Genomic DNA, 23,722 nt, shown 5'->3' on the forward strand with positions numbered 1-23,722 from the left:
TTATGCAATAATCACCTGTATTTATAAGATATTTAGAAAGTCTATTAAACTAAGTGGTTTTGGATCACGCTATCCGTATGTGCAATAAGCAAATGCTCGTTTTCTATAAAAACCATATAGTTAACTTCAGCTCCTGGTATAATTGATGCCAGCACATTCTCTAATATACCCTCAAACTTTTCAGTAGCAATGCCCTTGAATGTCGCCAATTTACTAAGCCTTTGTGCTAGAGAGTGTTGTTCAAGAAATGACGCTGCATCAAACAACCAGTTATCCTTGGAAAAGTAGCGAGCAGCTTTTGTTTCAACTTCCACAAACCTTGCTGTTTCTCCCCCATTTACAGGCAAAACGAGTACAGCCGACGTATTGGGCATAACGATATAATTTGCATTTTCTAAATTCATACTCGCTCCATTCAAAAAGCCTGCCGCGCACCATTACACGAATTGTATAATCGTATGCTAAGCGTGTTAGAATGTCACGCATTAGGGAATACAAAGCTATCACATTGGCTGTTATTCAAACATTTTTGACAAAATATCATCACTTATCGATACCTCCTTTTTTAAAAGTTGCCTAAAATGACTTTTATTGTACAATGAACTGAAAGTTACTGTTGTGCAGTCATTTTGGCTTGCTTCAACCTTCACTTTAAAAAAACCATCATGCTTACATAAAGGTGACAACATGACGCAATCAGCAGCTGAGTTTAACGGGATATTAGCGATAGCTCACGACCTCTTACCCGCAATGCACAGCGGACTTTCACAACTTAAGCCCAACGATACAGCCTTACTTGTTGCCGCTAAGCTTCATTATGCGTTTTGGTTTGCCACCTCAGAAGAGCAAATCATCGAGCTAACAAAACAAGCACAGGGGTCTGATAAAAAACGCAAAGACCTTGATAAACTCACAACTTGGGCAGAATCCGCCTCCAGCGTTTTCGATACCGAGGTGCAATGGGAAAAAATGCCCCGCCAATATCACAAAAAGTTTGAGAAATTCCCAAGCAAAGCACAAGCGACAATTGACAACCCGCTGCCTTCATTGTCAGAGACATTGATTGCTCTAGATGATTTACCAATACCGGAGCTATTAAAAACATTAGCGCAGCAGGCATCCCCCTTTCTAATGCCAGATACCGACGCTTTTCTTTCCTCTATGTTTGGCCAGCAAAGCCGCGAAAAACCTATCGATATTGTTGACGAATCAATACCAACAGAAACCGATCCACTCAGTAACAACAGTGATCTAACACCCGATGCGATTTCGGATATTCAAAATGCCTACATAGTTAAAAGCTATGTTGACGTGCCAATGACAGATGCCGCCGAGCAACATGCGCTAATACAAACTACAGTGGAAGAAAAAACAGCGGTCAGCGAAGCGTCTAATGACACGGAGTTCACAGCGTACACACCTACCACAACTAAGAAAAAGATCCGTAAAATAGCACGCGCTGAAAAAGGTCACGGTGCAATGATCCGGATAGTACGCCATATGCTGGTTTTAAACGAGCAAGCATCAAAAGCTCAAATCATGGCTGTGTTAGATTTGCTGGGTATAAAATATGCGGCTTCAGCATTACCAGCTAAAATATCAGATGCTCGTAAAATGCTCTTGTATATGGGTGATATGGGTCTTGTAGACGAGGAACTGGCAAATTCATATGACTCAATGGTTAAAATATCTCAATACGATGAAAACCTCAGTATAGAAGATGCCAAGCGTATTGATGCACTATTAAGTGAATTGGAATTTAAACCCGTTAAGCGCAGAACTTAGATTAAATTTATCATTAATATATACAGAGTAATTTTTACATATTTAGCAATAAAACCATTGATAATAAACATAAAATACTGTTAACATCAGGGTACAGACCATGATGGTTTATCTAAAGTAATGCGGTTATTTTGGATAATAGGTATGTAGATTTTTTGCCGCAAATTGCATTATATTTGAGCAACCCGCCTTATCAACTATGTGCGGGTTTGTTTTTAGTTAGCGCCATTATTTTCTTATCTCATTCACCAACTTTTAAATTCGCTTAAATAAAGCAAATGCGTAAAAACAAAAAAGGCCGCAACACATGCGACCTTATGAAGTATGTGTATCGCGAGCTTATACTAAGCGGATCTTGGTAATAAAACTTGGTACAAGCACATCAATTGCAGACCATACTGCAGCCGCTCTTTGGTTAACCAGCGGGTTAACACCATGCGGAAGTGCCGATGTAACAACAAGTGGCATATAAGGCGCGCTAACCAATGCACTTTCAAAATTTGACTTACCTTTATAAACACAGACTGCCGTATCAGCATCCATCACCTGTTGATTAGGCACACGTACAATTAAGATACCATCTAAAATACCGAAAATGTGTGGACCTACAGCAGCGCCGTCAGAAAGCTTAGTAAAGCCAGGTAAAGTTGCTGCCAATGCACAGACATTACGTCCCGCAACCATTGCCGAAATAGTGCCTCTGCCTGCATTATTTAAAATAGTCGCTTCAGCTTGCGCAATAGCATCTTTAAACCCTTGTTTGTGATCATTATAACTAATACCACTGGGTGCATTTTTCTTAAATGTCACCTCCCCCTGCGCTTTAGCTAATAACATGCGCGTAGCCGTATTCATTTGCTCTGAGTTAATGGCAGCGACGAGGTCTTGTGCAATTTCATCTTCGGCTACCATGCCAAAACGGCGGCGTAAAGCATAGGACTGCTGTAAACCAATCGTGTCTTTTAACGCCCATAAACGTGCTTGAACCGTTTTAGATGCAAACTTCATCCCTACTTTTGGAATGTCATCTGCCGCGTCATAATCACCACTATATGCAGCGGTAATGGTATGCTCCGCCTCTGGCGCATGCTTTGTCGATAAAGTAACCGTACCATTGACGTAATCAATGGTGCCTTGAATATCGAAACCAATTAACTGACCTAACCCATTGTCTTGCGCAACTAAATTCAACTCTGCGATTTCAACACGTACAGAACCTACTTGCACAGGCGCATTTTTTAGCGAGAAGCTGTAGTCGCTCTCACCTGCTTGGGTTTGACCAAGTGCTTCACCCATCACATTTGACGTTGCAGACACACCTGATAATAAATCACCTGAGTTAAGCTGTGAGTCGCCGGATACAATATTCTTGAAGTAAATGGTGCCTTGTTCTTCATCAATTGGTTGAATTGACGCAATAGCAGATAAAGGTGAAGTACCGTAGGCGACAGTAAGCACATCCAGTGCAACATCTGGGATCTTACCCAACTGAGATAATGTGCCATCTTCTTCACAAAGCCGCTTATACACTTGGAAGTTTTCAAGTTGCTTACCCAACGCATAGACATCCGTTGTATTAATTGCACGCACTTTACTCAATAAAGAGTTTCTTTCTAATGCTTCGACAAAAGGCTTGTATTTCGTGAAGTAGTGATCTGCTTTGCGCTCAATTGCTTGGCCCGTTACGGTTTCTTGTAACATGGTAATGTCCTCAAAATTCATAAAAAACTATCAACAGCACTCGTTGGATATAACGAGCATTCATATTAGGAGTAAGCTGTATTACTGTGTCGACTCAAACAACGAGCTTAATCGACTTGTGCCTGTATTATCTTGGCTATCTGACAGCACTACGCTGTCTTCATAATTGACGGAAAAGTTTGCATATAACTGCTCAGACAAAGAGCCTACTCGTGTTCGTGCAGTCGAGTATTGCCCACCTATTTTGCTTAACGCTGCTTGAACTTCACATACGCTACCTAGCTTTTTATAGTCTTCTAACTGCGCCATCATACTCGAGTTGAGCTGGCGAACTTCCGCCAGTGTTTGTTCCAGTAACTCAATATGCTCAGCCTGTGTTTTTGCCTGCTCATTTAGCGAATCATTTTTGCTACGCAGTGTCGCATGTTCGGCATAAGCTTTTGCCAGACTCTCTTCAACGTGGCTTTTCTGTTTCGCTAGAGCCGCAATAGTAGATGCACTCTCACTCATTACAGTATCCTTAACGGGGTTAGTCTTTAACGGGGTCTCATTCTTTTCATCCACACTCGTTTGAATGCTGGTATTGGCCAGCTCAAGAATGGACTGATGTAATTTTGTGGCCTCATCATCGAGCGATTCGACCAACGAGGGAATAGCTTGAGCAACACCTGGCTCTTGCACGAAATCAAAGGTTTCAAGTACAAAGCTGGTTTCATCTATCACCGGGGCATTGTCTCGTTTGTATGGCGTATAGCCTCCATAACCCCGACTAGATACAGGAAATTGCACACCGCCTCGAAGATAGGCGTTCAGTACTCGACCAGCTGGGGTATTTAACACTAAGATTTCACCCATTCCTATGCTGTTTTTCTCATCAATCCATAATTTAGAGATCCGATGCGATGCCCTTCCTTCCAATAGAGCCTGATCATCAAGTGCCTGCGTATGGCCGATTGTGCCCAACATAGTTCCTGATGATATTTTAGCTTGGCTGCGCTCGATAGCAGTACGCCATAATTCACGCGTATAAAAACGGCCATTGCGAGATGTACCATCGACTAGAAAAAATGGCCCTACAACACGCGCCAATATGCCTACTCCATCTACCTGTGATGTTTCTTGCAAACCTTGTGTATGTTCAGACGCTTCACTGATCTGGTAGATCACATTAGACGTATCGAACGCGTCGATAAATAGTGTACGCTCTGTCATGCGCTGCCTCATTTAAACTCTAATTTTTCACGCAGTCGTTGTACAATGTCTTGCTTAGAATCATTGTTGTACAAATGGTGCTGTGAATCTTGCAACCACTGCACAGCATCCACTGTACAGTTGGCTTTGTTGAACGCTTTTCCTAGCTCAACCGGATGGACTAAAGCTAGCAAAATACATAGTTCGTCTTCTTGCAAGGGTAAGTTAGCTTCACCCTTTGTTGATAAGCTGTCTATTTGCAACCATTTCTGCTCAATATTGAGCAGCATTGGGATGGCGATATCCGTCACCTGCTGCCACTCTATGTGGTGACTTAACGTCTGGTACTCCTCATTCCCAGTGTATAGCAAGCTGCGTAGGGACGACACTGCATTTAACAAACGCTCCCGAACAATTAGCAGGCTTTTTTCATCCTGCCCGCAGATCCGAACAGCTAAATGTCGTCCCAAAATTTTGTGCATTCGTTTTCCAGCCGTACGACCATGAAATCGGCTAGCAACACGCATCAGCATCGCATTATTTACAACTGAGCCATGCGCTATGCACTCACTTCTAGCAAAGTCACTGGCGCCATAAACTAAGCGATTTCTTCGCTCAATAAAAGCATCCAAAACATCTTCGGGGATCTGTTCTGGCGCCCTCCCATCCTCATCAATCAAGTCAAGCTGACCCACTTCGCACAATAACAGTACCCGCTCAGCAGGCTTTGCAAACCTCATCACTTCTCATTACTCATTTTCACTCTAGCGTCGCGTTTCACTGATGTTTCACTTTGTATTGGCTCAGCATTATTTGCTGTTTTGCTTTGTGATAATTGCTGAACAGCGGTGTCTACTAACTGCCTTAGCGAAGCTTCATCCATATGCAATGCTTCTAATGGCTTGCGTTTAGGCTGGAGATTTTTTTTTGCTTCTACGGGTTGCTTCTTGGCCCCTGAAGCCGCTTTTTTTACGGGTTTATCGAGCACAACACTATGGGGCTCATCGGTTTCTCTAGTAACCAAAAACGGGTCTAGCACACCAACCATATTTAATTGACGCCTGATCCACTCGAATACGGCTTTGAAATCAACTTTATCTTGAAAATGTGCCGAATCATCCAGATCCTGCATAAACGCCAGTAAATTTGATACAGAGAACAATACCTGTTCTGTTGACTCGAGCTGATCAAGCGCCTCTAAGCCCACTCCCTGACGGCTGAAATGAACTTGGATCTCTTGTACAGAACACTGAATGCCTTTTTTCGCTAAGTGCGTCATTGCAAGTTGTTTTAAACCATTTGCCAAGGCACCTTGAATTGATTTTACCTTTCGTAAGTAACGCGTATGACGTTTTTCAAACTCTCCTTGAGATTGTAAGGTTTCACCACCAAAGAGTAATTCAATCGGCACTCCTATCGACGCGCATACTGCTGCTCTAATATCACGGATACACGCGAGTAAATCATCAATATTTACGGTGTCCGGTACATCCATTCCCTGCAGCGTCCCCCTATCACCAAACACAGGTAACACTTTTGCTTTCCCTGCGGTGGCCATAATATCTCCCACCGTTGTCAGTGACTGCGCCTCACCGTTAAACGTGGTTTTCTGATTCAATAAACTTTCATAACGTCTGGCGATGTTAAAGGCTTCTTTAGGCTCCGTGGCGCTTGGGATCGACACCCCAACCAAAGACCGAGTACTTAATTGATGCAACTTACTTGCCGGCACCAGCGCTTCAAGTAGTTGAAGCTCCTTTAGTTTTGACTGTACACCAAAAAGCAGCGGTTTACCCACTCGCACATAGTTAGGTAGCATTTTGGTGGCAAGGTGCTGCTTATCTCGCACCGATACTCCCAATTCATCGCCCAGGTCGACACGAAGTTTATTTCGCCCAAGAGCAAAATGCAGGTGAGAATTTGCGGGTGTGATACGGATACGCTCTTGTTCTCGAACTAAGAATTTGGCTGGCATTCCATGACGATATAATGCCACTACATCATTTTGTGTAACATCATCGATCACTTCGCTCACGCCATTGGCATCAGCAATAAGACGTAGTGTGTAGTCGCCATACTTTAGCAGATCTGGAGTCACATCTTCACAAAGTTGATCAAGATTAATCTCTTTTTGTAACGCGCTCAAAGCAGCTTCAACATCCTTGTTGCTACTATGGAGATTTACGATACAACCATGCTCGGGGTCGGCCACCAATACTTCATCACATATCAGTGAGTGCATTGCATCAACGAGGTAATAAGTGGATAGCTCTTCAACTGTACGGCTGTAGTCACGCTTGGTGCTCGCAGCTTTAGTAAAGGTACTCACCATTGCCAATGCTGCTGCGCCATCGGTATTACTTGCAGCAATTCGTTGTTCTATTTCTTCTTTTACAGCAGCCTGAAAGCCAAATAATGACTGTTTAGCAAAATTTGCTTCACGGTGATGAGTCGAAGACTCAGTTAATTTATCAAACTCAACAGCCTGCTTTGTGTCATACAGATTAGTATTCACTAAGGGTACCGCCCTAAATTCACGTCTCATTAGTTCATATAATTGTACAAGGTAAGTTACAACTACAATTGTACAATGAAATGGTTGGTTCTAGTTTATCAAGACTGATGCTGTACAACAAGTTGCAAGAGAGCTTCCAATCTAGTTTTATTTTAGTGCTGAACGCAAAGCACTATAAGGCAGGCAGTTACAATACATGAAATAAAACAATGCACATAGGTTAGCTGTACAACCTTATATTCTCTCTCGGTATCAGTCTAAATTTACGCAAGCAACGTGTCACCGTATGTATATGCGAGCCATACATTCAAAGCGGCTTTTCTATTAATATGGATACGACGTACAGCGAAATCCCAACTATTGTACAATGGTAAAATCCTCCTTATCTGTCGACAAAATACCTGCGCCGCAGTGTGTTATGCTTGATTAGTGATTGTAGCCCAAGCTACACTTATCATTATTGTATAAAAGTATAAGTTGCTCTCATGGCGTTAAAAGAATATCAATCGTTCAAAAGCAAACTCAGCTCACGGGGTGACCGAAGAGCATTGAATCTGCTATCGACTTTGAACCTATTACGCCATGATATGCTCATTGATGAGCAAACAATTATCAAAGCCTGCCTCTGTGCAAAGACTTTAGCATCACTTAAAGCGAGGTTGTCCGCGCATTTACAAGCCCATGCCTTTACTAAAAATTCAATCACAACTTATCGCAGCCGCCTCACTCAACTGGCAACCACATACAAACAACACATTAATCCACACGTATTAGATGAACAAGCCAATACGGGGCAACGTTTAATGCACTATGCCGCTAAATATTGGCCTAAAAAAAACAAAGGACAACTACATACGTTAATCAATGAGTACAGTGGTATTCCAATTGGGACAATAAAACGCTGGACGAGTCACGACGCGCAGCCAAGGGCACAGCATGTTGTAGCTCTGGCAAAATTAGAAACGCTCTTTGGATTGGATATGGGCACGCTCACACAGTGCGCTCGCATCAATAAGCAGCGCTCGCTAAGCAAGCACATTAAACCAAAGGTACCGTTACCAAAACAACAACCCGAAATCGACCCCTTACCAGCACACTTGCAGTTACAAATTAACGCCCTGCTAGATTTCAAAAATAAGTTAGTCGCGCCGCCGCTTTCACAAGCTAGCTTTGCGATGAGAAAGCGCGAAGCGCTTCCCCTACAAGGCGCAGGGCGGTGGACAACAACCCCTGATGGCATCAACAGCAGCGCTGAAAACTTTTGCGCTCAAGTCTTACGTTTCTTCCGGTGGGTTGTGACCTCACATGATATTGAAGTTCAGCAGCTTGATCTTAGCATGCTTACTTGTGTTGAACTCCTTGAGGGTTACACACACGCATGTTTTCGAAGTGAAGTGTATAACACGCTATTAGCTTTTCTTACGCCGCTATATGGCCTATGTGAGGCAAACTCAGGTTATTTAACTAGGTATCATGCTCCGAAGTGTACCTGGATACTCTACGATGGCCATAGCACGGAGCAATTTGATGGCCTCGACGACTGGCTGAGTCAATCCATATATTTACATCGACAAATTGGTACTTGGATCAGAGATACAAAACATAAAATCAATGAAAGGCGACATGATAAGCAAAGCAGTGGCAGTCGAAATATTCACTGGTTACTCGATAGGCCGGATGCAGACTTATCACAGAGTATGGCAGAATTACAGTTAATGATTGAAGCCATGGTAGAGTTTGCTGATAAAATAACAGAACCTGCACGACAGTTACTGCCTTTACAGGTGGCAGTGTGGTTATCACTTAGCATAAAAACTCCATTACGCATTTCAAACTGGTGCGCTATGCAATGGCTTGATGCACCTTTTGCAGCTCAAGCGAAAACACCCGTTTTGTATAAAGATGCAGGCACATATTATTTAAAAGTTCCCCGCAATTGGCTCAAAAATCGCCGTAGTCTTGAAGTCACTATGGTTGAGGCTAAAATAGAAGATCCATTTACAATCAAACTGCTAAATCGATTAGCAGCCATAAGGACGCAATTGGCCTGGCCAACCATGAGTGATGCGGTATTTATACAAACCAGAGACAGCAAAACGCGCGACCGCGGTGCGCCATACACACGTAAGGCACTTGCCAAAGTGATCCAACAGTGGACAGCTAAGACCGCCAAAGCACTTTGGCCAGAGCGGTTTATTGAAAATGGCATAAACCCCCACGCCTTGAGACATTTTATGGCCACCTTTGTTCTCGATAAAACCGGTGATTATGGCATGGCAGCAACCAAACTGATGGATAGCGTGGCAGTAGTGATTAAGGTCTATGGTAAAAACGACCATGAAACAAATACCATCAAACTGAAGCAGCTTGGTTTATAGTGAACATAACTTTTTGATAAATAAAAGTTTTTTACAGGGCGTTTTAGCGATAATTGCGTTGAATCGACTTCCAATAGCGAGCTACTGGTGCATAGTGCAATATTTTACCAACTCCGAGATCTACTGAAAAAAGACCTCTGGTTCCGGACGATTTAGCCCATCGACGCGACAAAAAGGCCACTATGAGAGATAAACAGATCATTGTCTTACCAGCTAAAAACAGCTTCACACAGGGCGAGACGATGTTTAAGATAGCGTGTATGTCACGTAAACGGTTTTGCACTTTAGGGCTTCTTACTCTATCTTTTCTTCGCAAACTTGCAACAGGCAAGGAAGTGGCCGCAGCCAAAGTTTCAAAGTTCGTGTGTAATGACTCAACCCAAAATTTAGGCTCTTCATATTGCCGATAGTTAACAGGGGAACTTAGTAAAATGTCCACAAAAGTCCTAATTAACGACACTAATTCCGCCACATATTTGGACGTAAAGTGGATAAAGTACACTTTTTGTTGACTGAGCTCCTAGCCTCTCAATCGCTGTTTAGTGGTACCCCACACTACGGAGCTGGTCTTATCGTTACTTAGCTATAGTCTGAAAAATATAAATCGCTACTACGGTCATTAAGCTGAGTAGCACATAGAAAATGGTGATAGTCCCCTTGCCAGTAACCGACTATTTTTTCAAAATAAGTAAAGTGTAGTGACGACTCAGGCTCTTTATCTTGAGAAGGGGTTTGTGGCGGACTAAACAAATCACTTACCAATTTCAGCTGTGTTAGCGAGTCATTGTGTTGATCCAGGGGTAAATTGAAGCTTATATTAGTAACATCACAGCATGTCGATTGATACATGCCAATGCTATCGCCATATTGATAAAATGACGTGCAAAAATTATCAGTATTCATCTTATTTAGTCTCTACTTTTTGACCGACTGGAATTATCATCTCTGGTGCTAAGGTCGTAGATCGACGCTTACGCTTAATCAGTATCGTAGGTTTGCCCACTGTTTTCTTAAGCCCCCCTTTTGACTTGCCAATATTCGGTTTTGATAGTCGCTTGGGCTTGTCATTGATAGCTGCGTGAACTTTGACTAGTGAGTCAGATAAATAGGGCCGCGGAGCAATACGCTCACATAGATCTCGCCCATTTTCAGCCAGCAATTCGTATGTCTGTGCGGCGCTATCTTCTTTCGCGACCCGAAACAAGTAGCTAGCATATTTGTTGCGGATCTTAGCACGGGTAAGATCGCTACGAGTAAGCTCTGCTCGCATAATCCCAAGCACTATTTCACGCTCTAACCATTGTGCATAGCGTTCACTTTGCAACGCGTTATGCTGCTTAGTCAATCCAACAAGTTGATTAAGAGTATAAATCATTTCTCGGCGCGTGATTTTCCCATCTCGCTTACCATGCAAGTCAACCCGAGCAGCGCCAACGCCCCACAAAACGCAACATGTTAAATATCTTTTTGAGCGCGCCACATATGCCAACGTGTCTCTGATCACCTGCGCTGAAAACTCCCCTTCAAGTTTACGCAATAATTGCGCATGTAAAGCCAATGACCAAGGCCGAGGATCTTTACCAAAGTGTTGGGGGTACACCTTAGATAAGTGTTTTTGTAATTGCTTTCGCGCATTTAGCATGACTGCTTTTTGACTGCTCAGTCTAGCAGTGATGTCGTCAGCTGGTATTTGCTTGGTTTGACTAGGTGGCAATCGGTTTTCCATCTTGCCTCCCTCAAACGTTTTTAGCAAAATTAAGCAGGCACGTATATACGCATTGCGCTATCAGTCCTTTATTTACGATGCGCTTGTCATTTAAAGCAAAAATACAATAGTGCATTGTTCTTATCTCATTATGTTCACAGCAAAATAGCCGCTGCGATATCTCAAGTCTCATGTTTGATTTAAGTTGTACAATATAGCAACTTGGGTACAAGGATACGGTTATTCGAGTGCACTGTAAAGCATTTGCTAAAGCCCAATCTATTTTTTACTGCTCGGTAGTCTAATATTGTACAACTAAACTCCCTACCTCTCTGTGTCATGTCTCAAAAGCATCATCGATGTTGGCCACCTAACACATTTAGACAAACAAATGGTCCGTATTGATCTGATAGCCAGAGGACTTCAACCTATCAACCAGGTGGTTTGCTCGGCTCTTAAAAGCACTTTCATTTAACCCTAGCCGTGATGCAAGCGCACCAACCGATACCCCTTGCACTAGCCCCATGATAACTTCCTGATCCGAAAGCTCCATATCCTCAATAACAGCTTTGTGCACTTTAGCCCCCCCCAGTACAACGATATCTTTATCGTTTCGTTGTATTGATGTTAGGTTAGGCTGCTCTTTTGTTTGATTATTTATTTGCAAGCTACCCGATTTGCCTTGGGCTTGTGCTAATGCGGCATCCATTTGCTGAATGCTAGGCGCTTGTTGCTTTGCCATCTGTCGGACCTGCGTCGGAATATCTGGCGCTCGCTTTTGAGATACTGGAGCGATTTGTTCATTCACAGTTTTAGTTGAAGGATCAGAGGTAGTAGGCTCGCTTGTACTACTCTGTTGCACTTCGTTTTGCTCCCTCTCCGACTTTTTGTGTTTCGATTCATTCTGTTTTTGCGCTAATGCACCGTTGGTTGCCAATGTTAAAATCACAGCTAAAGGATCAAACACGATAATAATGGCAAAAATAAAATACTTCACCGCTTCGTCTTTATCGATGTTAAACATATCAGCCACATACAATATCGGACCTACATGTGACTTGGCTTCAAGTATGCGTTTGTTTAATTGAGTTAACACCTCAATCAAGCGGCTCTCTCGTTCTGCTAACACTTCCAGTTCAGGTCGACGTTCTCGCTGCAATTCAATTCTTTTGGTCACATAGGTATTCGGTACATTTCCTATTTCCGTATGTATACGCTCAATATCCTCACGAACGATGGTAAGTTCAATCTGTTTTTGCTCGACAAGCAACTCTATTTCGTTCAGTTGCTTGAGTGAATCTCCATAACCTTGTGATAGAAAACCAAATATTCCTAATGAAGTGATGGCCATAAGCACCAAGATCGCACTCACAAGATACCCTTTCATGGCTCTGCTAACGTCATCCCACGCGCGATAAACATAAGATGCAGCAACGAGTTTACCTAATTCAAGGCTTGCCCCCATAAATACCACTGGCCAATAGCTGGCAGAAAACATCGCGGCTAAACCTAAGATAGAAAAGTACGCCGCATTCCCTGCGATCAACAGCGCAGTAAAAGCCAAAATAGTTATAAAAATCATCATATTCTCCGTGTTTTACTGAGTACTACTCAAAAGAAGGGATAGTCATCGGCTGGCTAGATTGCGGCTGAATAGGTGTCAGCATCTCAATGACATAATCACAAGCAGCTTCAAAATCGAATTGTTCTAAACTCGTCCCAACCGAGTCATCTGCTATCGTCAACGCTACACAGCGCACACTCGCAACATTGAGTTTTTCGACTTCATTCCTAACGTGGGTGCGCAGCTGAAGCTGAGCTTGTTCACTTTGAAACTGACTTGGGAATAAGCAATACACTGTCGCAGCAGTATTGCACAGCCAATCTGTTAGTTGTTCACGGCTGGGAAACCCTTTGACTAACACCAAGTCATTATTCGTGTGCTCTATTCTATGGCGTTTAAATTCAGTGCTTTTCATTCATCACTCCTTTTATCATAGCCTGTGTAAAGGCGCCGAATAGGCAACCAACACTCTCACCACTGTACTTAACGTGCTAGTAATTAATATACTTGCTAGCATAACCAGTAAGCTGATACTGGCGTCTAATGCCTCAAAACTCATCGATAAACGGATAACCCTAGGTTTGGAGTATGCCAGTATCGCAGTCTAATCAATTACGGCAACAAAAAAGCCGCAGTCTACATTCGCTGCGGCTATTGTACAACAGATATTGAGAAAGTGTATCTCTCTGTCTAAATTGCTTGGTAACCCTTAGCTAGAGCCCTTGAATCAACTCCTTGGCTGATAAGCGTAGCCGCTGCGTTAATTTCGTCTAAACGCGATAATGCACGCGCATCCATGCCAAGAGACTGAATCATATGCCCAGCTACTGAGCCATCTGCAAATATTGAGCGCGTATCCATACCACGCGAAGTAATATAGGGAGCAGACTCCATGCTTGCTTGATTGAAATACTCAGTATGGTAACCAAATCGAGCCAGCAGTAAGTTACCCTTAGTAGTAAATCGCAAAGGCTGTAGAGCAATCGCCCTTCTTTCTACAGCAGCAACAGCAACTTTGTTTTGCTCAGGTAAACCGGTACTTGTTAAGAGCGCTTCAGAAGCTACCTGGGCGTGACTGATAAGCACTTTAGGCTGTATTCTATGCGTACCATGGAGAAGCGCAGCTTCCTGAACCTGAGATAGATTACACAGATACTCTGGTTTTATATGTGCGGTGTTATATAAAAGTGCATCCCTATTGGCAATGGAGTCAAAAAACACATATTCAGGTTTAATAGACGTAGTATTTAACAGTAACGGATCTAAATTAACCGTTGTGTGAATAAATATATAGCTAACTTTGGGCGACTGAAAGCTGCCAACTAAAACCGGCTCTTGAAGTTCACCAGTATAATTAGTTAGCACACTCCACCTGGCCGTATGCGCAGTTTTGACTACCAGATCTGAATAATTAGCATCGCCAAAAAACAATAGCTGTTCTTGTGGATAGCCAATAAACTCTGTAGTGTGCTGTTTTGCCTTCACCCAATGTTGTCGGTAGCGAGAAACTGGCTTCTCCTCACCGTTCCAACTGTCGCGTAACGTGATCCCTTTGTATCGTAAAGTAACGTGCATAATGTCTCCTAGCCGTCAGACGCAAATGGTAGGTAATGCCTACCATCACAATCACTCTCCCAAAGCCTCTATTTCAGCACCGCTTTTGAGTGTATCCACAGAGGAAAGGCGGTTAAGTGCCGCTTCCATTTGTGCTTTTGCATCTGACCAATCATGAAACATATTGGTGAAGTAAACATCGATAAATTTACTCACTAGAGGTAAATTCACATCACTTTTGCTCATATCCAATCGTGTTAACTGCAACGGAGCCTGTGAATCGTGTAAGCCAACCGCCATATCAAAATATTTATAAGTTAGCTGCGCTACATCCAGCGGTGCAGAGCCATCCCAGATTTCATTAGGCCAATCCGTAATGTCTGTCTTGCTACGCACTTCGTCTTGATCAACGATGATAAATGCCTGTGCTGCGGTACCACTGTTGCGAATATCAATTGCAAATTTAGAGGTGGGGTTAAAGCGCAGTGCCGGCATAATAGGCAAACGCCTCTCTTCTGTATCAAAGTTCGTAGCTGGATCTCCCTTATCAGCGGCCTTTCGATATGTATATGATACGCCGAATTCAGCTAAAGGCAGTTGAGGTCGGCCCGAAGACCATTGGGTATACCCCACACTCGATGCTAATACCTGCTTATCTGCATCTAACACCACCAATAACGCGGGTTTACCTTCAACAATCCGCATTCTTTTAAGATCTTCTGAAGTATCTTTGAACTGAGACTGGGTAGCATACTGTGGCTGCTCAGATGCAGCCAAGATATGTGGTAGGATAATAAGTGACATACAAAATACTCCTATTGCATCATGATGCGCAGTGAAAGTGGCGTAATAGTTTCAAATTCATAACCCCGTCTTGGCAGCTCTATTTGCAAATCGGCACCGCTACCAACCAGGCCAATTGTACCAACTATAATCGGTCTTCTTTCAGGTTGATAATCATAAAACATGTGTGAAACATAGCCTGTTACTTTTGTGCCATCAGGATTTGTGGCACTCTTTGGCGCATACACTTTGTAGCTTTGCATTGTTGGTAAAGAACTTGATTCGCTGATCATAAACCACGTGGGCAGATCACCAGATGTAAGTTTGTTCTCTCTACCGGCCTGTATAACACCATTGCGATTACCCGCATTCCAGGTATATTCCTTCTGCCCGTCAAAAGAAAAGTCCATCATCCACGATGTCGTTACTCCTTCCAAAGGTGGCAGCGTTTGCATACCTTCAATCGCTGACTCCAACCGCACTCCCTCCGGCAGTATCAAGCCGCTAGCTCGAACCGACTGACCAAATACAGCTCGAGAATGGTTGTCAGTATGGTCACAGGACAATTCAATAGACCCGAGGTGAGGAAAGTGAAGGTCAAGAGAGAAACCATATTTTTCAGTTGCATCCGCAGTAACGACATCACCTTCTTTCATCGCGAAGGTGCCGTAAAGTAATTCTGCTGGGGTAGGCACTCTACCTACAAAACCATGCAAGTAATAATTACGTGCACCTTTGTTTTCTGAAGACGTGTCAATGTATGCAGGGCTGCCCCAACGATGTACAATTTCTTTAACCGCCTCATCATTAATCAGTGTATTTAATGTAGACATATATTCTCCAAAAATTTAATTACTATGTGAGGCTAAAGGCCTGCGTCCAACATCTCTTGTGGGCTTTGCGTCGTGCTTACCGATTCAATACTATTTAATCGCGCTTCTAGCTCCGCTTTAGCATTGGACCAATCACGTAAAAAGTTAGTGAAATACACATTGATATGGGGCTCAATCAACTTTATGACTTGATCGTTTTGATCAACGTCTAAAGAGGAAAATCGCAACGTGGCATCCGACTGCTCAGTACCAACCGTTAACTCTAAGTATTTATAACCACTGGTTGTTACGTCAAACGGTTCATCACCACGCCACATCTCACTAGGCCAGGTTTCTATATCTATTCTGCTATATTGTTCATTTCTATCGGTAATCAAATAGGCATTCGCTATGGTGCCCGAATTTCTAAGTGCTACATCGAAATCCTGATATGGCGTAAACCTCAGCGCAGGGGTAAGCGGTTGCAAATTCACTGTTTGTGAAAAAGCAGTAACAGCATCAGCGTTGGATGTACGATATGTGAAGTTAACACCATGCTGACTAGGAGAAAGGTTTGAACGTTCCTTTGTTGACCAATAAGTCGTACCAACCGTAGATGCTAAAACGTTATTCTGCGCATCCACAACAATAAGTAGCGCAGGTTTATATTCAATCTTTCGTGTCAGATGAATATCTCTTGAAGATTCATGGATTGAAAGCTGAGCATAGCGAGTTCTGTTTTCAGCAGCTATCAATACAACCGGGTGAATAACCAATGACATAGTAGCTCCTAGTTACTTTTAATTTTCAACGATACTAAAGTTGCAGAGTAGATATTGTTTTCATATCCATCTGAAAGTTCAATTTCGGCACCACTACCCACAGAACCAAAACGGCCATACAAGACCCCTAACCTAGAAAAGTGGGTACTTTGCAACGAATTAATTGTCGCAATATGTTGATTATCACGATCCATCACTTTTTGCGTATCTCTAGCAGGGAAATCTAAGTTTTCAGAAATATAAAACCAGGTGGGCTTGAACCCATGTACAAGCCGCCCCTCATCATGAGCTGTCTTTAACGCAGCTTTATTGCCCCCATGCCAATGTTTTTTTGCGCTAGGACTAAACGTTACACTCATCATCATAGACGTATCATGGTGCTCTTTCACTGGCAATCGAATATAATGTGTATATCCTTTTACCAGTGATATTCCCTCGGGAAATACTCGCCCACTGACTTCAGCGTCAATAGTTGCCTGACCGGGAGAAGGTTCAGTATCAGCGTTACCACCTGCTCTATAATAATGCGCGTCAGCTGATAAATCGGTTCGAATACCAATCCAGCCTAGATAGGCATCAGCTAAATCGTGAGGGGTATTAGACACAAGATCTCCAGTTTTATTAATAAATGTTCCGTAGTACATTTCAGCAGGCGTTGGCACTCGCCCGGTAAACGCATGAATAAAGTACCGAGAGGCCAGTGAGCTACCATATTTGTGCATTCCCAAATAGTAAGTAGGACTCCCCCAACCATGTAATATCTCTTGTAGATCTTGCTTATTTAATAAGGTCTCTAACCTTGGTGCACCTTGATCACTCATCTGATCTCCTAATAACTGTGTCTCATCAATGCAAGCTATGTTCGGTGGACTGTTTCTAGCCATACATCATAAAATTTCAAGTCTAAGTAAACGTGCTGATGCACTAAAATATACACCAACCAGTATTGTACAATGTAAATTACACTCAACATACCACTAAACTACAACTTACTATTATACAATACCTAAAATATGTACATCGTTCACGCCGGTGGTGTACGTGTAAATAATATCGTAAGTGCCGTACCAATTCCTATGCCAATCAGGTGCGAGTACACCTGTAAACTGAAGGCGAATACTTTTAACATTGTGAATAGGCGTTGGTAGATAAAGGGTTTCCACACCGCTTACGCCTTCGATAACAAATGTGTGTGCACTAGACCAATTACCAGCTGCATCAGAGTATAAAAACTCAATTTGCTTGGGGCAACGATTGCGTCTTTGCGTTTCGCCTGAAATATGTAACCCAACCACGGTACGTTGTAACGTTTTAAAGTCAACTTGCAGGTAACTCGTGCCATTCACTTGGTCGGAAAGCCACAAACCACCACTTTGAAAAGCATGAAAAGGCAAAGTGTATGTCCAAAAACGTGCGCCACTATAGGGTGGACCCGCGTTACGAAACCCAGTGAAATCGCTCGAAACTAATCCGTTGGTACTGGGTAGAGACAGTTGCTGTGGCTTTTCACACACATCTTGATGCGGTTGGTGAATATAAAATGGCAATGGAACTTGATGCTGCTCAAGAAAAAGCCCCCGACCCATTGCAAAATCTTCAATGTGTTCAATTTCGAGATCAGCGCCCGAGCCTTTCTTTCCAACTGTTCCTACAAAAAATACGTATCCCCTCACACTTAAATTGGCATCAACAGATGCGACACCATCTAGTTGGGTCATCACGAATACAAATGATCGTAGTTCGCCAGTGTGCAGATACAAGGGAAAAACACCTCCTTCTGTTTCCTGTGGCCATCTAAATGACATAATACCTTCGTCATTGACCTCAAGCCGTGGCATATCTCGATAAGCAGCAGGTTTGTGCCCTGCACTCAACATCAAATTGATGTCATTTTTACTAAGGCCGTTATTAAGCCTCAAGTACGCTACAAGCTCTTCAACTGGTCGAGAATCTAAACAAAACAACGCACCTTGGCTCAGGTCATTATGCCAAAGTGTTTTATCAAACGTTGGTAAGTTTGCATTTAAGTCTGTCGCTAGCTTTTTTTTATTAACCCAATAATGTTGGGACACCACCAGATCTCCTTTACATATTCAACGAGCGCAAAACGCACCAGAGCCTCTGTATTCATGACCTTAACCCGCTACAACAATGGATTAGTAAACATGACAAAACCTTATACAACACCCAGAACACGAATATCACTGATACCGATTGTACGGGTGAAAATTCGTCCAGGCCCGTAACGGTTTTTATGTGAATCAGGATTCAATACATCATTAAACTTCAGGCGCACACCTTTCACATTTTTTACCGGCTCTGGTAAATATAGAGTTTCAATACCTCGTGTACCTTGAATGACAAATGTATGGGCACTGTGCCATACGCCCTGAGCATCAATACAAATAAACTCTATCTTTTTTGGACAACGGTTACGTCGCCCTATCTGTCCCGCAATATACACTCCAGAAATAGAGCGCTGAATGGTTTCAAAGTTAACTTGCAAATGACCATTTAAAGCACTTGAAAGCCACAAACTTCTTTGAAACGCAGAATAAGGTGGTGTTGATACACCACGCTGCGCTCCACTATACAATGGCCCCGAATTATTTACACCTTGATAATCTCTGGTAGTCATACCATTAGTACCAGGTAAAGATAATGCCTGTGGATGAGTACTTTTATCGGCATGGGGCTGATGGATGAAAAATGGCATATCAATGCTATTATTCTCCATAAAAAGCGCGCCTCCTACCTCATATTCAGAGATTTCCTCAAGCTCCAAATCGGCGCCAGAGTCTTTGCCACCGACTGTGCCTGCAAAAAATACGTAAGCCCTGGCACTTAAGTTGGGGTCAACCGAAGCATACGGGTCTACCCTTGTCAGCAGTAAAATAAATGACTGAACGGGCCCCGCTTCTAACTGTAGTGGATAAATCGCTTGGTTCGTTTCTTGTGGCCAAATAAATGATATTTTACCGTCGTCACTGACGACCAATTCAGGCATCTGCCTGTACGATACAGGCTTATACCCAGATACTAACATAGCATTGATTTGAGCCGCATTAAGACCATTTTCTAACCTCAACTCATCCGCTAGTGCTTCAACAGGCCTAGCATCGAGACAAAAGAGCGCCCCCTGATCTGAGGTACCTCCCCAAGCCGTACCTGTAAAAGTAGGTAAGTATGAAGCTAAATCAGCTCCTAGTTTGCGCTTATTTATCCAATAATGTGTGGATACCATAATCTCTCCATTCTTGGTATAACACGGAAATAGGCAACCAAGTTCGTGCTAAACACAACCTAGTACAACCATTTGCTCTATCGCGATGTGATAGTAGTAGTTGTAACGACCTGACCAACGGTTATAGACTCTGTCTTTAGCAAGTGATTCGATCAGTTCAAATCGCATGCTGACCACGCCTTTTAGGGGGTCTGGGAATGTAAGGGTAACAATGCCATTTGAACCTGTATTATCAAATGTGGGACCTGTTCGCTCAACGCCATCGGCCAATGTATAAAAGACCTTGATTATCCTAGGTAAGCGATAACGCCAATTAAGCTGACCTTCAACAAACAAGCCTGTAATTTCTTTTTGTGGCTCTTTGAAATCAACTTTAACATAGCTGCCACCAGAGGCCGCCGTAGTCCCCCAAACACCTCCAACCTTAAATGGACGCCAATAATTGCTACTTGGATTTGTTGAGCAATTAGCCACACGAATACCATTTGTTCCAATTAAAGACAGCGGCTGTGGCGCATTCAGACGGTCAATATGCGCGTTATAAATATTAAATGGTGTAGTTACTTTATTATCTGGTACATACAAGGGTCGACCATTTTTATATTCATCGACCTTTTCAATTTCCAGCTCGGCACCACTTCCTTTCGTACCAACTGAACCCACGAAAAAAATATGTGTTCGAACGCTCAGCTGGCTATCTAACGTAGCCCTATCACTAGTATTACTCATTAAAAAAGCAAATGACTTAACCTCCCCTTCTTCCAATTGCGGAGGGTAGCAAAGGTAGCGCTGTGCATCAGGCCAAGAAAACGTAATGCCACCAGAACCATCGATAGCTATTTGTGCGCGATCACGCCAGCCCATTGGTTTCGATGGTTGCGTGAGCATATTATTAACCTGCGTTTTACTTAGCCCATTTTGATGGCGTAAATATGCTGCAAGCGCTTCAGGTTCTCTGCTATCGAGCAAAAACAACGCGCCTTCATTGTGGTCACTAGACCAGCTTGAGTCTTTAAATGTTGGCAGATATTCACTGAGACAGTTGACTAGCATTTGGCTGCTAATCCAGTAGTGGGCAGCGGTCATGAATATACTCCTTATAAGGGGACTCTTACAGGTAACATATTGACAGGATCTGGCGCCTGCCCTTGATCAGAACTCTCAGTTATCACCAGCAAGTCCTTGCTAGAAACAGTATCGCCGACACCAACTGAGCCTAAAAACTCGATGCCACCGGTTACATTTTCCACCTGCTCCCAGTCACCCTCAAGAACAGCAAACCATGTTGGTATTGGCAACGGTTCGCTCGCACTATAAAGCTTGCTAGCCACTTTGTGAGATAATGACGCTTCATCATTAGCTTGGCTGTATAAAAGGTTTGTAACTAATGCAGATTTGTTCCAATTAGGCGTTCCGTACTCTACCGAATCGGTGTAAGACAGAGATTTACCAGATAAAATTGGAATTAACTCATACGTCGCGATGAAATCACTGCTACGTGCTTTTAAAACCTGCAACATATCCTCTTCTGATAGTCCCATGTCAAAAGCTGGTAATGCCCCTGAAAAAAGCATCAATCTGCGTTTGGAGTGATTTAAAAACAACAAAGTTTTTAAAACCGTTGAGTAGTTTGTTATCACCGTATTCCCCTAAAAATAGTGCTACTGGCCTTTACCCTCAGCCCTAAATGTCATTCTATACATACCCGCCTAACTACTAGGTTTGTTTTGAGCCAAGAAGGCTTTTTTGGTAGCACCGCTACCGAAATCTGCTGTCGACAAAAGATTTAGATCTATGTAGATAAAGCAAAAATTCCGTTATTGAGCTGCGCTAAATGAGAAACTTTTAACGCGGCTATCGCCAGGTTTATACCAATTTTCTTAATTAAGTAGTCTATTTGGGGGCGAGAAAACCTTGTCGATAACCAGGCAAAATTTTGCTATTTAGTTGTTCTAAATAAGAAACTTTTAACGCTGTTAGCGTCAGATTTACTCCTTCAAATTGAGCAAGTATTAAGTCAAATTGGTATTACTCTTTAAAAATGCTTAACTGATATTACAGATCAGTATCAGCCAATTGCGCATCAATGCTTGATTGGTCAACACCCAGCTCAGCTATGGTAGACAACAACGCTTTAAGCTCTGTATTTGTTTGCGTCCAGTCACCCAACAAATTTCTAAAACAAATATGGAGCGCTTTGCCCGCAACATGTACTGTGTGGCTATCAGGGTCAAGTTCAAGCTCGGTGAGTCTTACGTCTGTATACGCACTTATCTCTCCAATGCTCAGTTCCAAGGTAGGTAAGTCGCTTAGCACTCGATTAAATTGCCCTTCGTTGAATAGAGCATCATGCCACCCCAGCGCCACCTTTTTACTAAAGTACTCTTTATTATCAACAACTAAATAGGATTTTGTCGCGACTCCTTTTGCTAGGATCCGCTCCGCGGACACCGCATTAGACGTAAACACAAGCGTAGGAAGGACGGGCTTAATGGGGGTATTGTACTGGCTCAGCACGGGCTGCTGAGCTTGTTCTGACATTTGTTCATAAAAATAAAACCCGCTTAAATCATGCTCATTTCCTTGTCTTTCTTGAGACATATTCCAATGGGTTTCACCTACAGTTGTAAGTAATACCGTATCATTCTCGTCTGTAATCACCAGTATGGCCGGCTTGTTTTCTAATTGTCGTGTCAATGCAATATTTGGATCACTTTGTTTAAACGCGCCCTGCGTCGCCTCATTCATCGACTCTGACTGGTAGACAAGCATGGGATTTAACATTATCGCCATCATTGTGCTCCTAAGTTGTGATTATACGTAAACCAGCCATCCGGATATGTGAATTAAACCCGGTCGCGCCTGAAATCAGTTCAAGATCTGAGTTAGTGCCCATCGCACCCACATTTCCGACAATTAGAGGTAACGCACTGGTTTGCATATCAACATGCAAAGATTCTATCACTGCAGTGTTATCCAATGAGTGTGGGTTTTGTACAACTCGTGTTTTCCAGCGAGGCCGGTTTTCGCTCTCCGAAATATAAAACCAAGTCGCCCCAGTGGTATTTAACCCTCCAGACAGCGCTTCTTGGCTAAGCCACCCGAGATTCCCATTTGACAGCACGAGCGTTTTAGTTGATTTAAAAGACCAATCTAACATCCAAGACTGCGTAGCCATTGATGCAACGGGAAGCGGTGACAAGGCAGTATAACTTGAAGCGATAGATACCTGCTCTGGCCATATACGACCTGTCGATTTGACACTTTTATTTATGACACTCTCACCAACAGCCGTCGCAACGTTAAAGCTACCTAAATAGCGCTGCTCCAGCGTAAGCGGCATATCGCGATGGCTATCTCCTACTCTGTCAATAAATGTGCCGTGTAAAACCTCACTTTGAGTAGGGATGCGGCCACAAAATAAATGTACAAAATACTGCCTTTGTGCTGTATTTGCTACATTCGCATTCGAAGGCGTTGCAAATGCTGGACACCCCCAACCGTGTAAGATCTGGCGCAACGTGTCATCAGGTAAAAGTGATGATACCTCATAGCTATCAGCCATATAGTCTCCTAGGCGTTATATCTGAATAACAGTTCACAACAAGTTATTTAATAGCGTCATGCTAGACCCTAGTTACTAACATAAGCACATCATACTTGTGCTACTTAATTCTACGATAAACAAATGTAATGCACTCAAATGAA

23 protein-coding genes are annotated in these 23,722 nt (G+C 42.9%); 2 read left to right on the top strand and 21 right to left on the bottom strand.

Annotated features, from left to right (window positions below; all coding sequences use genetic code 11):
* Positions 1-44: 44 nt before the first annotated feature.
* Complete coding sequence (locus tag HUZ36_RS14285) at positions 45-404, bottom strand: hypothetical protein (protein WP_176033196.1); 360 nt, start codon at positions 402-404, stop codon at positions 45-47.
* 283 nt (positions 405-687) lie between these two features.
* On the opposite strand from HUZ36_RS14285, the gene HUZ36_RS14290 reads away from it, so the two are divergent.
* Positions 688-1,785, top strand: a complete 1,098-nt coding sequence (locus HUZ36_RS14290; RefSeq protein ID WP_176033197.1) for a hypothetical protein — start codon at positions 688-690, stop codon at positions 1,783-1,785.
* Positions 1,786-2,124: 339 nt separating this feature from the next.
* Here the strand turns inward: HUZ36_RS14290 and HUZ36_RS14295 are convergent, their stop codons facing one another.
* From HUZ36_RS14295 to HUZ36_RS14310, 4 genes are all read right to left on the bottom strand, one after another.
* Entirely contained in the window at positions 2,125-3,486 is a 1,362-nt protein-coding gene (locus HUZ36_RS14295; RefSeq protein ID WP_147388892.1) for a hypothetical protein, read from the bottom strand.
* An 81-nt stretch (positions 3,487-3,567) separates the two neighbouring features.
* Positions 3,568-4,698, bottom strand: a complete 1,131-nt coding sequence (locus tag HUZ36_RS14300) for a hypothetical protein (protein ID WP_176033198.1) — start codon at positions 4,696-4,698, stop codon at positions 3,568-3,570.
* 8 nt (positions 4,699-4,706) lie between these two features.
* The gene (locus HUZ36_RS14305; protein WP_176033199.1) at positions 4,707-5,417 is read right to left on the bottom strand and encodes a hypothetical protein; all 711 of its coding nucleotides are present in this window, start codon (positions 5,415-5,417) and stop codon (positions 4,707-4,709) included.
* The gene (locus HUZ36_RS14310; RefSeq protein ID WP_176033200.1) at positions 5,417-7,192 is read right to left on the bottom strand and encodes a hypothetical protein; all 1,776 of its coding nucleotides are present in this window, start codon (positions 7,190-7,192) and stop codon (positions 5,417-5,419) included. Before HUZ36_RS14310 ends, HUZ36_RS14305 begins: the two co-directional genes overlap by 1 nt.
* A gap of 485 nt (positions 7,193-7,677) precedes the next feature.
* Between HUZ36_RS14310 and HUZ36_RS14315 the strand changes: the two genes are divergently transcribed.
* Positions 7,678-9,570 carry a hypothetical protein gene (locus HUZ36_RS14315; protein WP_176033201.1) on the top strand — a complete coding sequence of 631 codons (1,893 nt, stop codon included), beginning with the start codon at positions 7,678-7,680 and terminating at the stop codon, positions 9,568-9,570.
* A gap of 43 nt (positions 9,571-9,613) precedes the next feature.
* On the opposite strand, the gene HUZ36_RS14320 is transcribed toward HUZ36_RS14315, so the two are convergent.
* From HUZ36_RS14320 to HUZ36_RS14395, 16 genes are all read right to left on the bottom strand, one after another.
* Complete coding sequence (locus tag HUZ36_RS14320; protein ID WP_176033202.1) at positions 9,614-10,009, bottom strand: hypothetical protein; 396 nt, start codon at positions 10,007-10,009, stop codon at positions 9,614-9,616.
* 140 nt (positions 10,010-10,149) lie between these two features.
* Complete coding sequence (locus tag HUZ36_RS14325; protein WP_176033203.1) at positions 10,150-10,473, bottom strand: hypothetical protein; 324 nt, start codon at positions 10,471-10,473, stop codon at positions 10,150-10,152.
* Between the two features lies 1 nt (position 10,474).
* On the bottom strand, positions 10,475-11,296 hold the full coding sequence (locus tag HUZ36_RS14330; protein WP_128731778.1) for a ProQ/FINO family protein: 822 nt from the start codon (positions 11,294-11,296) through the stop codon (positions 10,475-10,477).
* A gap of 358 nt (positions 11,297-11,654) precedes the next feature.
* On the bottom strand, positions 11,655-12,860 hold the full coding sequence (locus HUZ36_RS14335) for a hypothetical protein (RefSeq protein ID WP_176033204.1): 1,206 nt from the start codon (positions 12,858-12,860) through the stop codon (positions 11,655-11,657).
* A gap of 22 nt (positions 12,861-12,882) precedes the next feature.
* On the bottom strand, positions 12,883-13,254 hold the full coding sequence (locus HUZ36_RS14340; protein WP_176033205.1) for a hypothetical protein: 372 nt from the start codon (positions 13,252-13,254) through the stop codon (positions 12,883-12,885).
* Between the two features lie 275 nt (positions 13,255-13,529).
* Positions 13,530-14,414 carry a hypothetical protein gene (locus tag HUZ36_RS14345; protein ID WP_176033206.1) on the bottom strand — a complete coding sequence of 295 codons (885 nt, stop codon included), beginning with the start codon at positions 14,412-14,414 and terminating at the stop codon, positions 13,530-13,532.
* Between the two features lie 51 nt (positions 14,415-14,465).
* Positions 14,466-15,197, bottom strand: a complete 732-nt coding sequence (locus HUZ36_RS14350; RefSeq protein ID WP_128731781.1) for a hypothetical protein — start codon at positions 15,195-15,197, stop codon at positions 14,466-14,468.
* An 11-nt stretch (positions 15,198-15,208) separates the two neighbouring features.
* The gene (locus HUZ36_RS14355) at positions 15,209-16,009 is read right to left on the bottom strand and encodes a hypothetical protein (protein WP_147388901.1); all 801 of its coding nucleotides are present in this window, start codon (positions 16,007-16,009) and stop codon (positions 15,209-15,211) included.
* A 32-nt stretch (positions 16,010-16,041) separates the two neighbouring features.
* Positions 16,042-16,770: a hypothetical protein gene (locus HUZ36_RS14360; RefSeq protein ID WP_147388902.1), complete on the bottom strand. Its 729-nt coding sequence runs from the start codon at positions 16,768-16,770 to the stop codon at positions 16,042-16,044.
* 8 nt (positions 16,771-16,778) lie between these two features.
* The gene (locus HUZ36_RS14365; RefSeq protein WP_147388903.1) at positions 16,779-17,591 is read right to left on the bottom strand and encodes a hypothetical protein; all 813 of its coding nucleotides are present in this window, start codon (positions 17,589-17,591) and stop codon (positions 16,779-16,781) included.
* 174 nt (positions 17,592-17,765) lie between these two features.
* Positions 17,766-18,842, bottom strand: coding sequence for a discoidin domain-containing protein (locus HUZ36_RS14370; protein WP_176033207.1), 1,077 nt, complete (start codon positions 18,840-18,842; stop codon positions 17,766-17,768).
* A gap of 104 nt (positions 18,843-18,946) precedes the next feature.
* Positions 18,947-20,014, bottom strand: coding sequence for a hypothetical protein (locus tag HUZ36_RS14375; protein ID WP_176033208.1), 1,068 nt, complete (start codon positions 20,012-20,014; stop codon positions 18,947-18,949).
* Between the two features lie 48 nt (positions 20,015-20,062).
* Entirely contained in the window at positions 20,063-21,100 is a 1,038-nt protein-coding gene (locus tag HUZ36_RS14380; protein ID WP_176033209.1) for a hypothetical protein, read from the bottom strand.
* Between the two features lie 11 nt (positions 21,101-21,111).
* On the bottom strand, positions 21,112-21,654 hold the full coding sequence (locus HUZ36_RS14385) for a hypothetical protein (protein WP_147388907.1): 543 nt from the start codon (positions 21,652-21,654) through the stop codon (positions 21,112-21,114).
* Between the two features lie 415 nt (positions 21,655-22,069).
* Positions 22,070-22,810 carry a hypothetical protein gene (locus HUZ36_RS14390; protein ID WP_176033210.1) on the bottom strand — a complete coding sequence of 247 codons (741 nt, stop codon included), beginning with the start codon at positions 22,808-22,810 and terminating at the stop codon, positions 22,070-22,072.
* 7 nt (positions 22,811-22,817) lie between these two features.
* Entirely contained in the window at positions 22,818-23,579 is a 762-nt protein-coding gene (locus HUZ36_RS14395; protein ID WP_128731790.1) for a hypothetical protein, read from the bottom strand.
* Positions 23,580-23,722: the final 143 nt, after the last annotated feature.

It is taken from the genome of Pseudoalteromonas sp. McH1-7, from assembly GCF_013366255.1.
Lineage (GTDB): Bacteria > Pseudomonadota > Gammaproteobacteria > Enterobacterales > Alteromonadaceae > Pseudoalteromonas > Pseudoalteromonas peptidolytica.

Coding starts and splice junctions, on each gene's coding strand:
- HUZ36_RS14285 (WP_176033196.1), bottom strand. CDS start 404: ATGAATTTAGAAAATGCAAATTATATCGTTATGCCCAATACGTCGGCT.
- HUZ36_RS14290 (WP_176033197.1), top strand. CDS start 688: ATGACGCAATCAGCAGCTGAGTTTAACGGGATATTAGCGATAGCTCAC.
- HUZ36_RS14295 (WP_147388892.1), bottom strand. CDS start 3,486: ATGTTACAAGAAACCGTAACGGGCCAAGCAATTGAGCGCAAAGCAGAT.
- HUZ36_RS14300 (WP_176033198.1), bottom strand. CDS start 4,698: ATGACAGAGCGTACACTATTTATCGACGCGTTCGATACGTCTAATGTG.
- HUZ36_RS14305 (WP_176033199.1), bottom strand. CDS start 5,417: ATGAGGTTTGCAAAGCCTGCTGAGCGGGTACTGTTATTGTGCGAAGTG.
- HUZ36_RS14315 (WP_176033201.1), top strand. CDS start 7,678: ATGGCGTTAAAAGAATATCAATCGTTCAAAAGCAAACTCAGCTCACGG.
- HUZ36_RS14325 (WP_176033203.1), bottom strand. CDS start 10,473: ATGAATACTGATAATTTTTGCACGTCATTTTATCAATATGGCGATAGC.
- HUZ36_RS14330 (WP_128731778.1), bottom strand. CDS start 11,296: ATGGAAAACCGATTGCCACCTAGTCAAACCAAGCAAATACCAGCTGAC.
- HUZ36_RS14335 (WP_176033204.1), bottom strand. CDS start 12,860: ATGATGATTTTTATAACTATTTTGGCTTTTACTGCGCTGTTGATCGCA.
- HUZ36_RS14340 (WP_176033205.1), bottom strand. CDS start 13,254: ATGAAAAGCACTGAATTTAAACGCCATAGAATAGAGCACACGAATAAT.
- HUZ36_RS14345 (WP_176033206.1), bottom strand. CDS start 14,414: ATGCACGTTACTTTACGATACAAAGGGATCACGTTACGCGACAGTTGG.
- HUZ36_RS14350 (WP_128731781.1), bottom strand. CDS start 15,197: ATGTCACTTATTATCCTACCACATATCTTGGCTGCATCTGAGCAGCCA.
- HUZ36_RS14355 (WP_147388901.1), bottom strand. CDS start 16,009: ATGTCTACATTAAATACACTGATTAATGATGAGGCGGTTAAAGAAATT.
- HUZ36_RS14360 (WP_147388902.1), bottom strand. CDS start 16,770: ATGTCATTGGTTATTCACCCGGTTGTATTGATAGCTGCTGAAAACAGA.
- HUZ36_RS14365 (WP_147388903.1), bottom strand. CDS start 17,591: ATGAGTGATCAAGGTGCACCAAGGTTAGAGACCTTATTAAATAAGCAA.
- HUZ36_RS14375 (WP_176033208.1), bottom strand. CDS start 20,014: ATGGTATCCACACATTATTGGATAAATAAGCGCAAACTAGGAGCTGAT.
- HUZ36_RS14380 (WP_176033209.1), bottom strand. CDS start 21,100: ATGACCGCTGCCCACTACTGGATTAGCAGCCAAATGCTAGTCAACTGT.
- HUZ36_RS14390 (WP_176033210.1), bottom strand. CDS start 22,810: ATGATGGCGATAATGTTAAATCCCATGCTTGTCTACCAGTCAGAGTCG.
- HUZ36_RS14395 (WP_128731790.1), bottom strand. CDS start 23,579: ATGGCTGATAGCTATGAGGTATCATCACTTTTACCTGATGACACGTTG.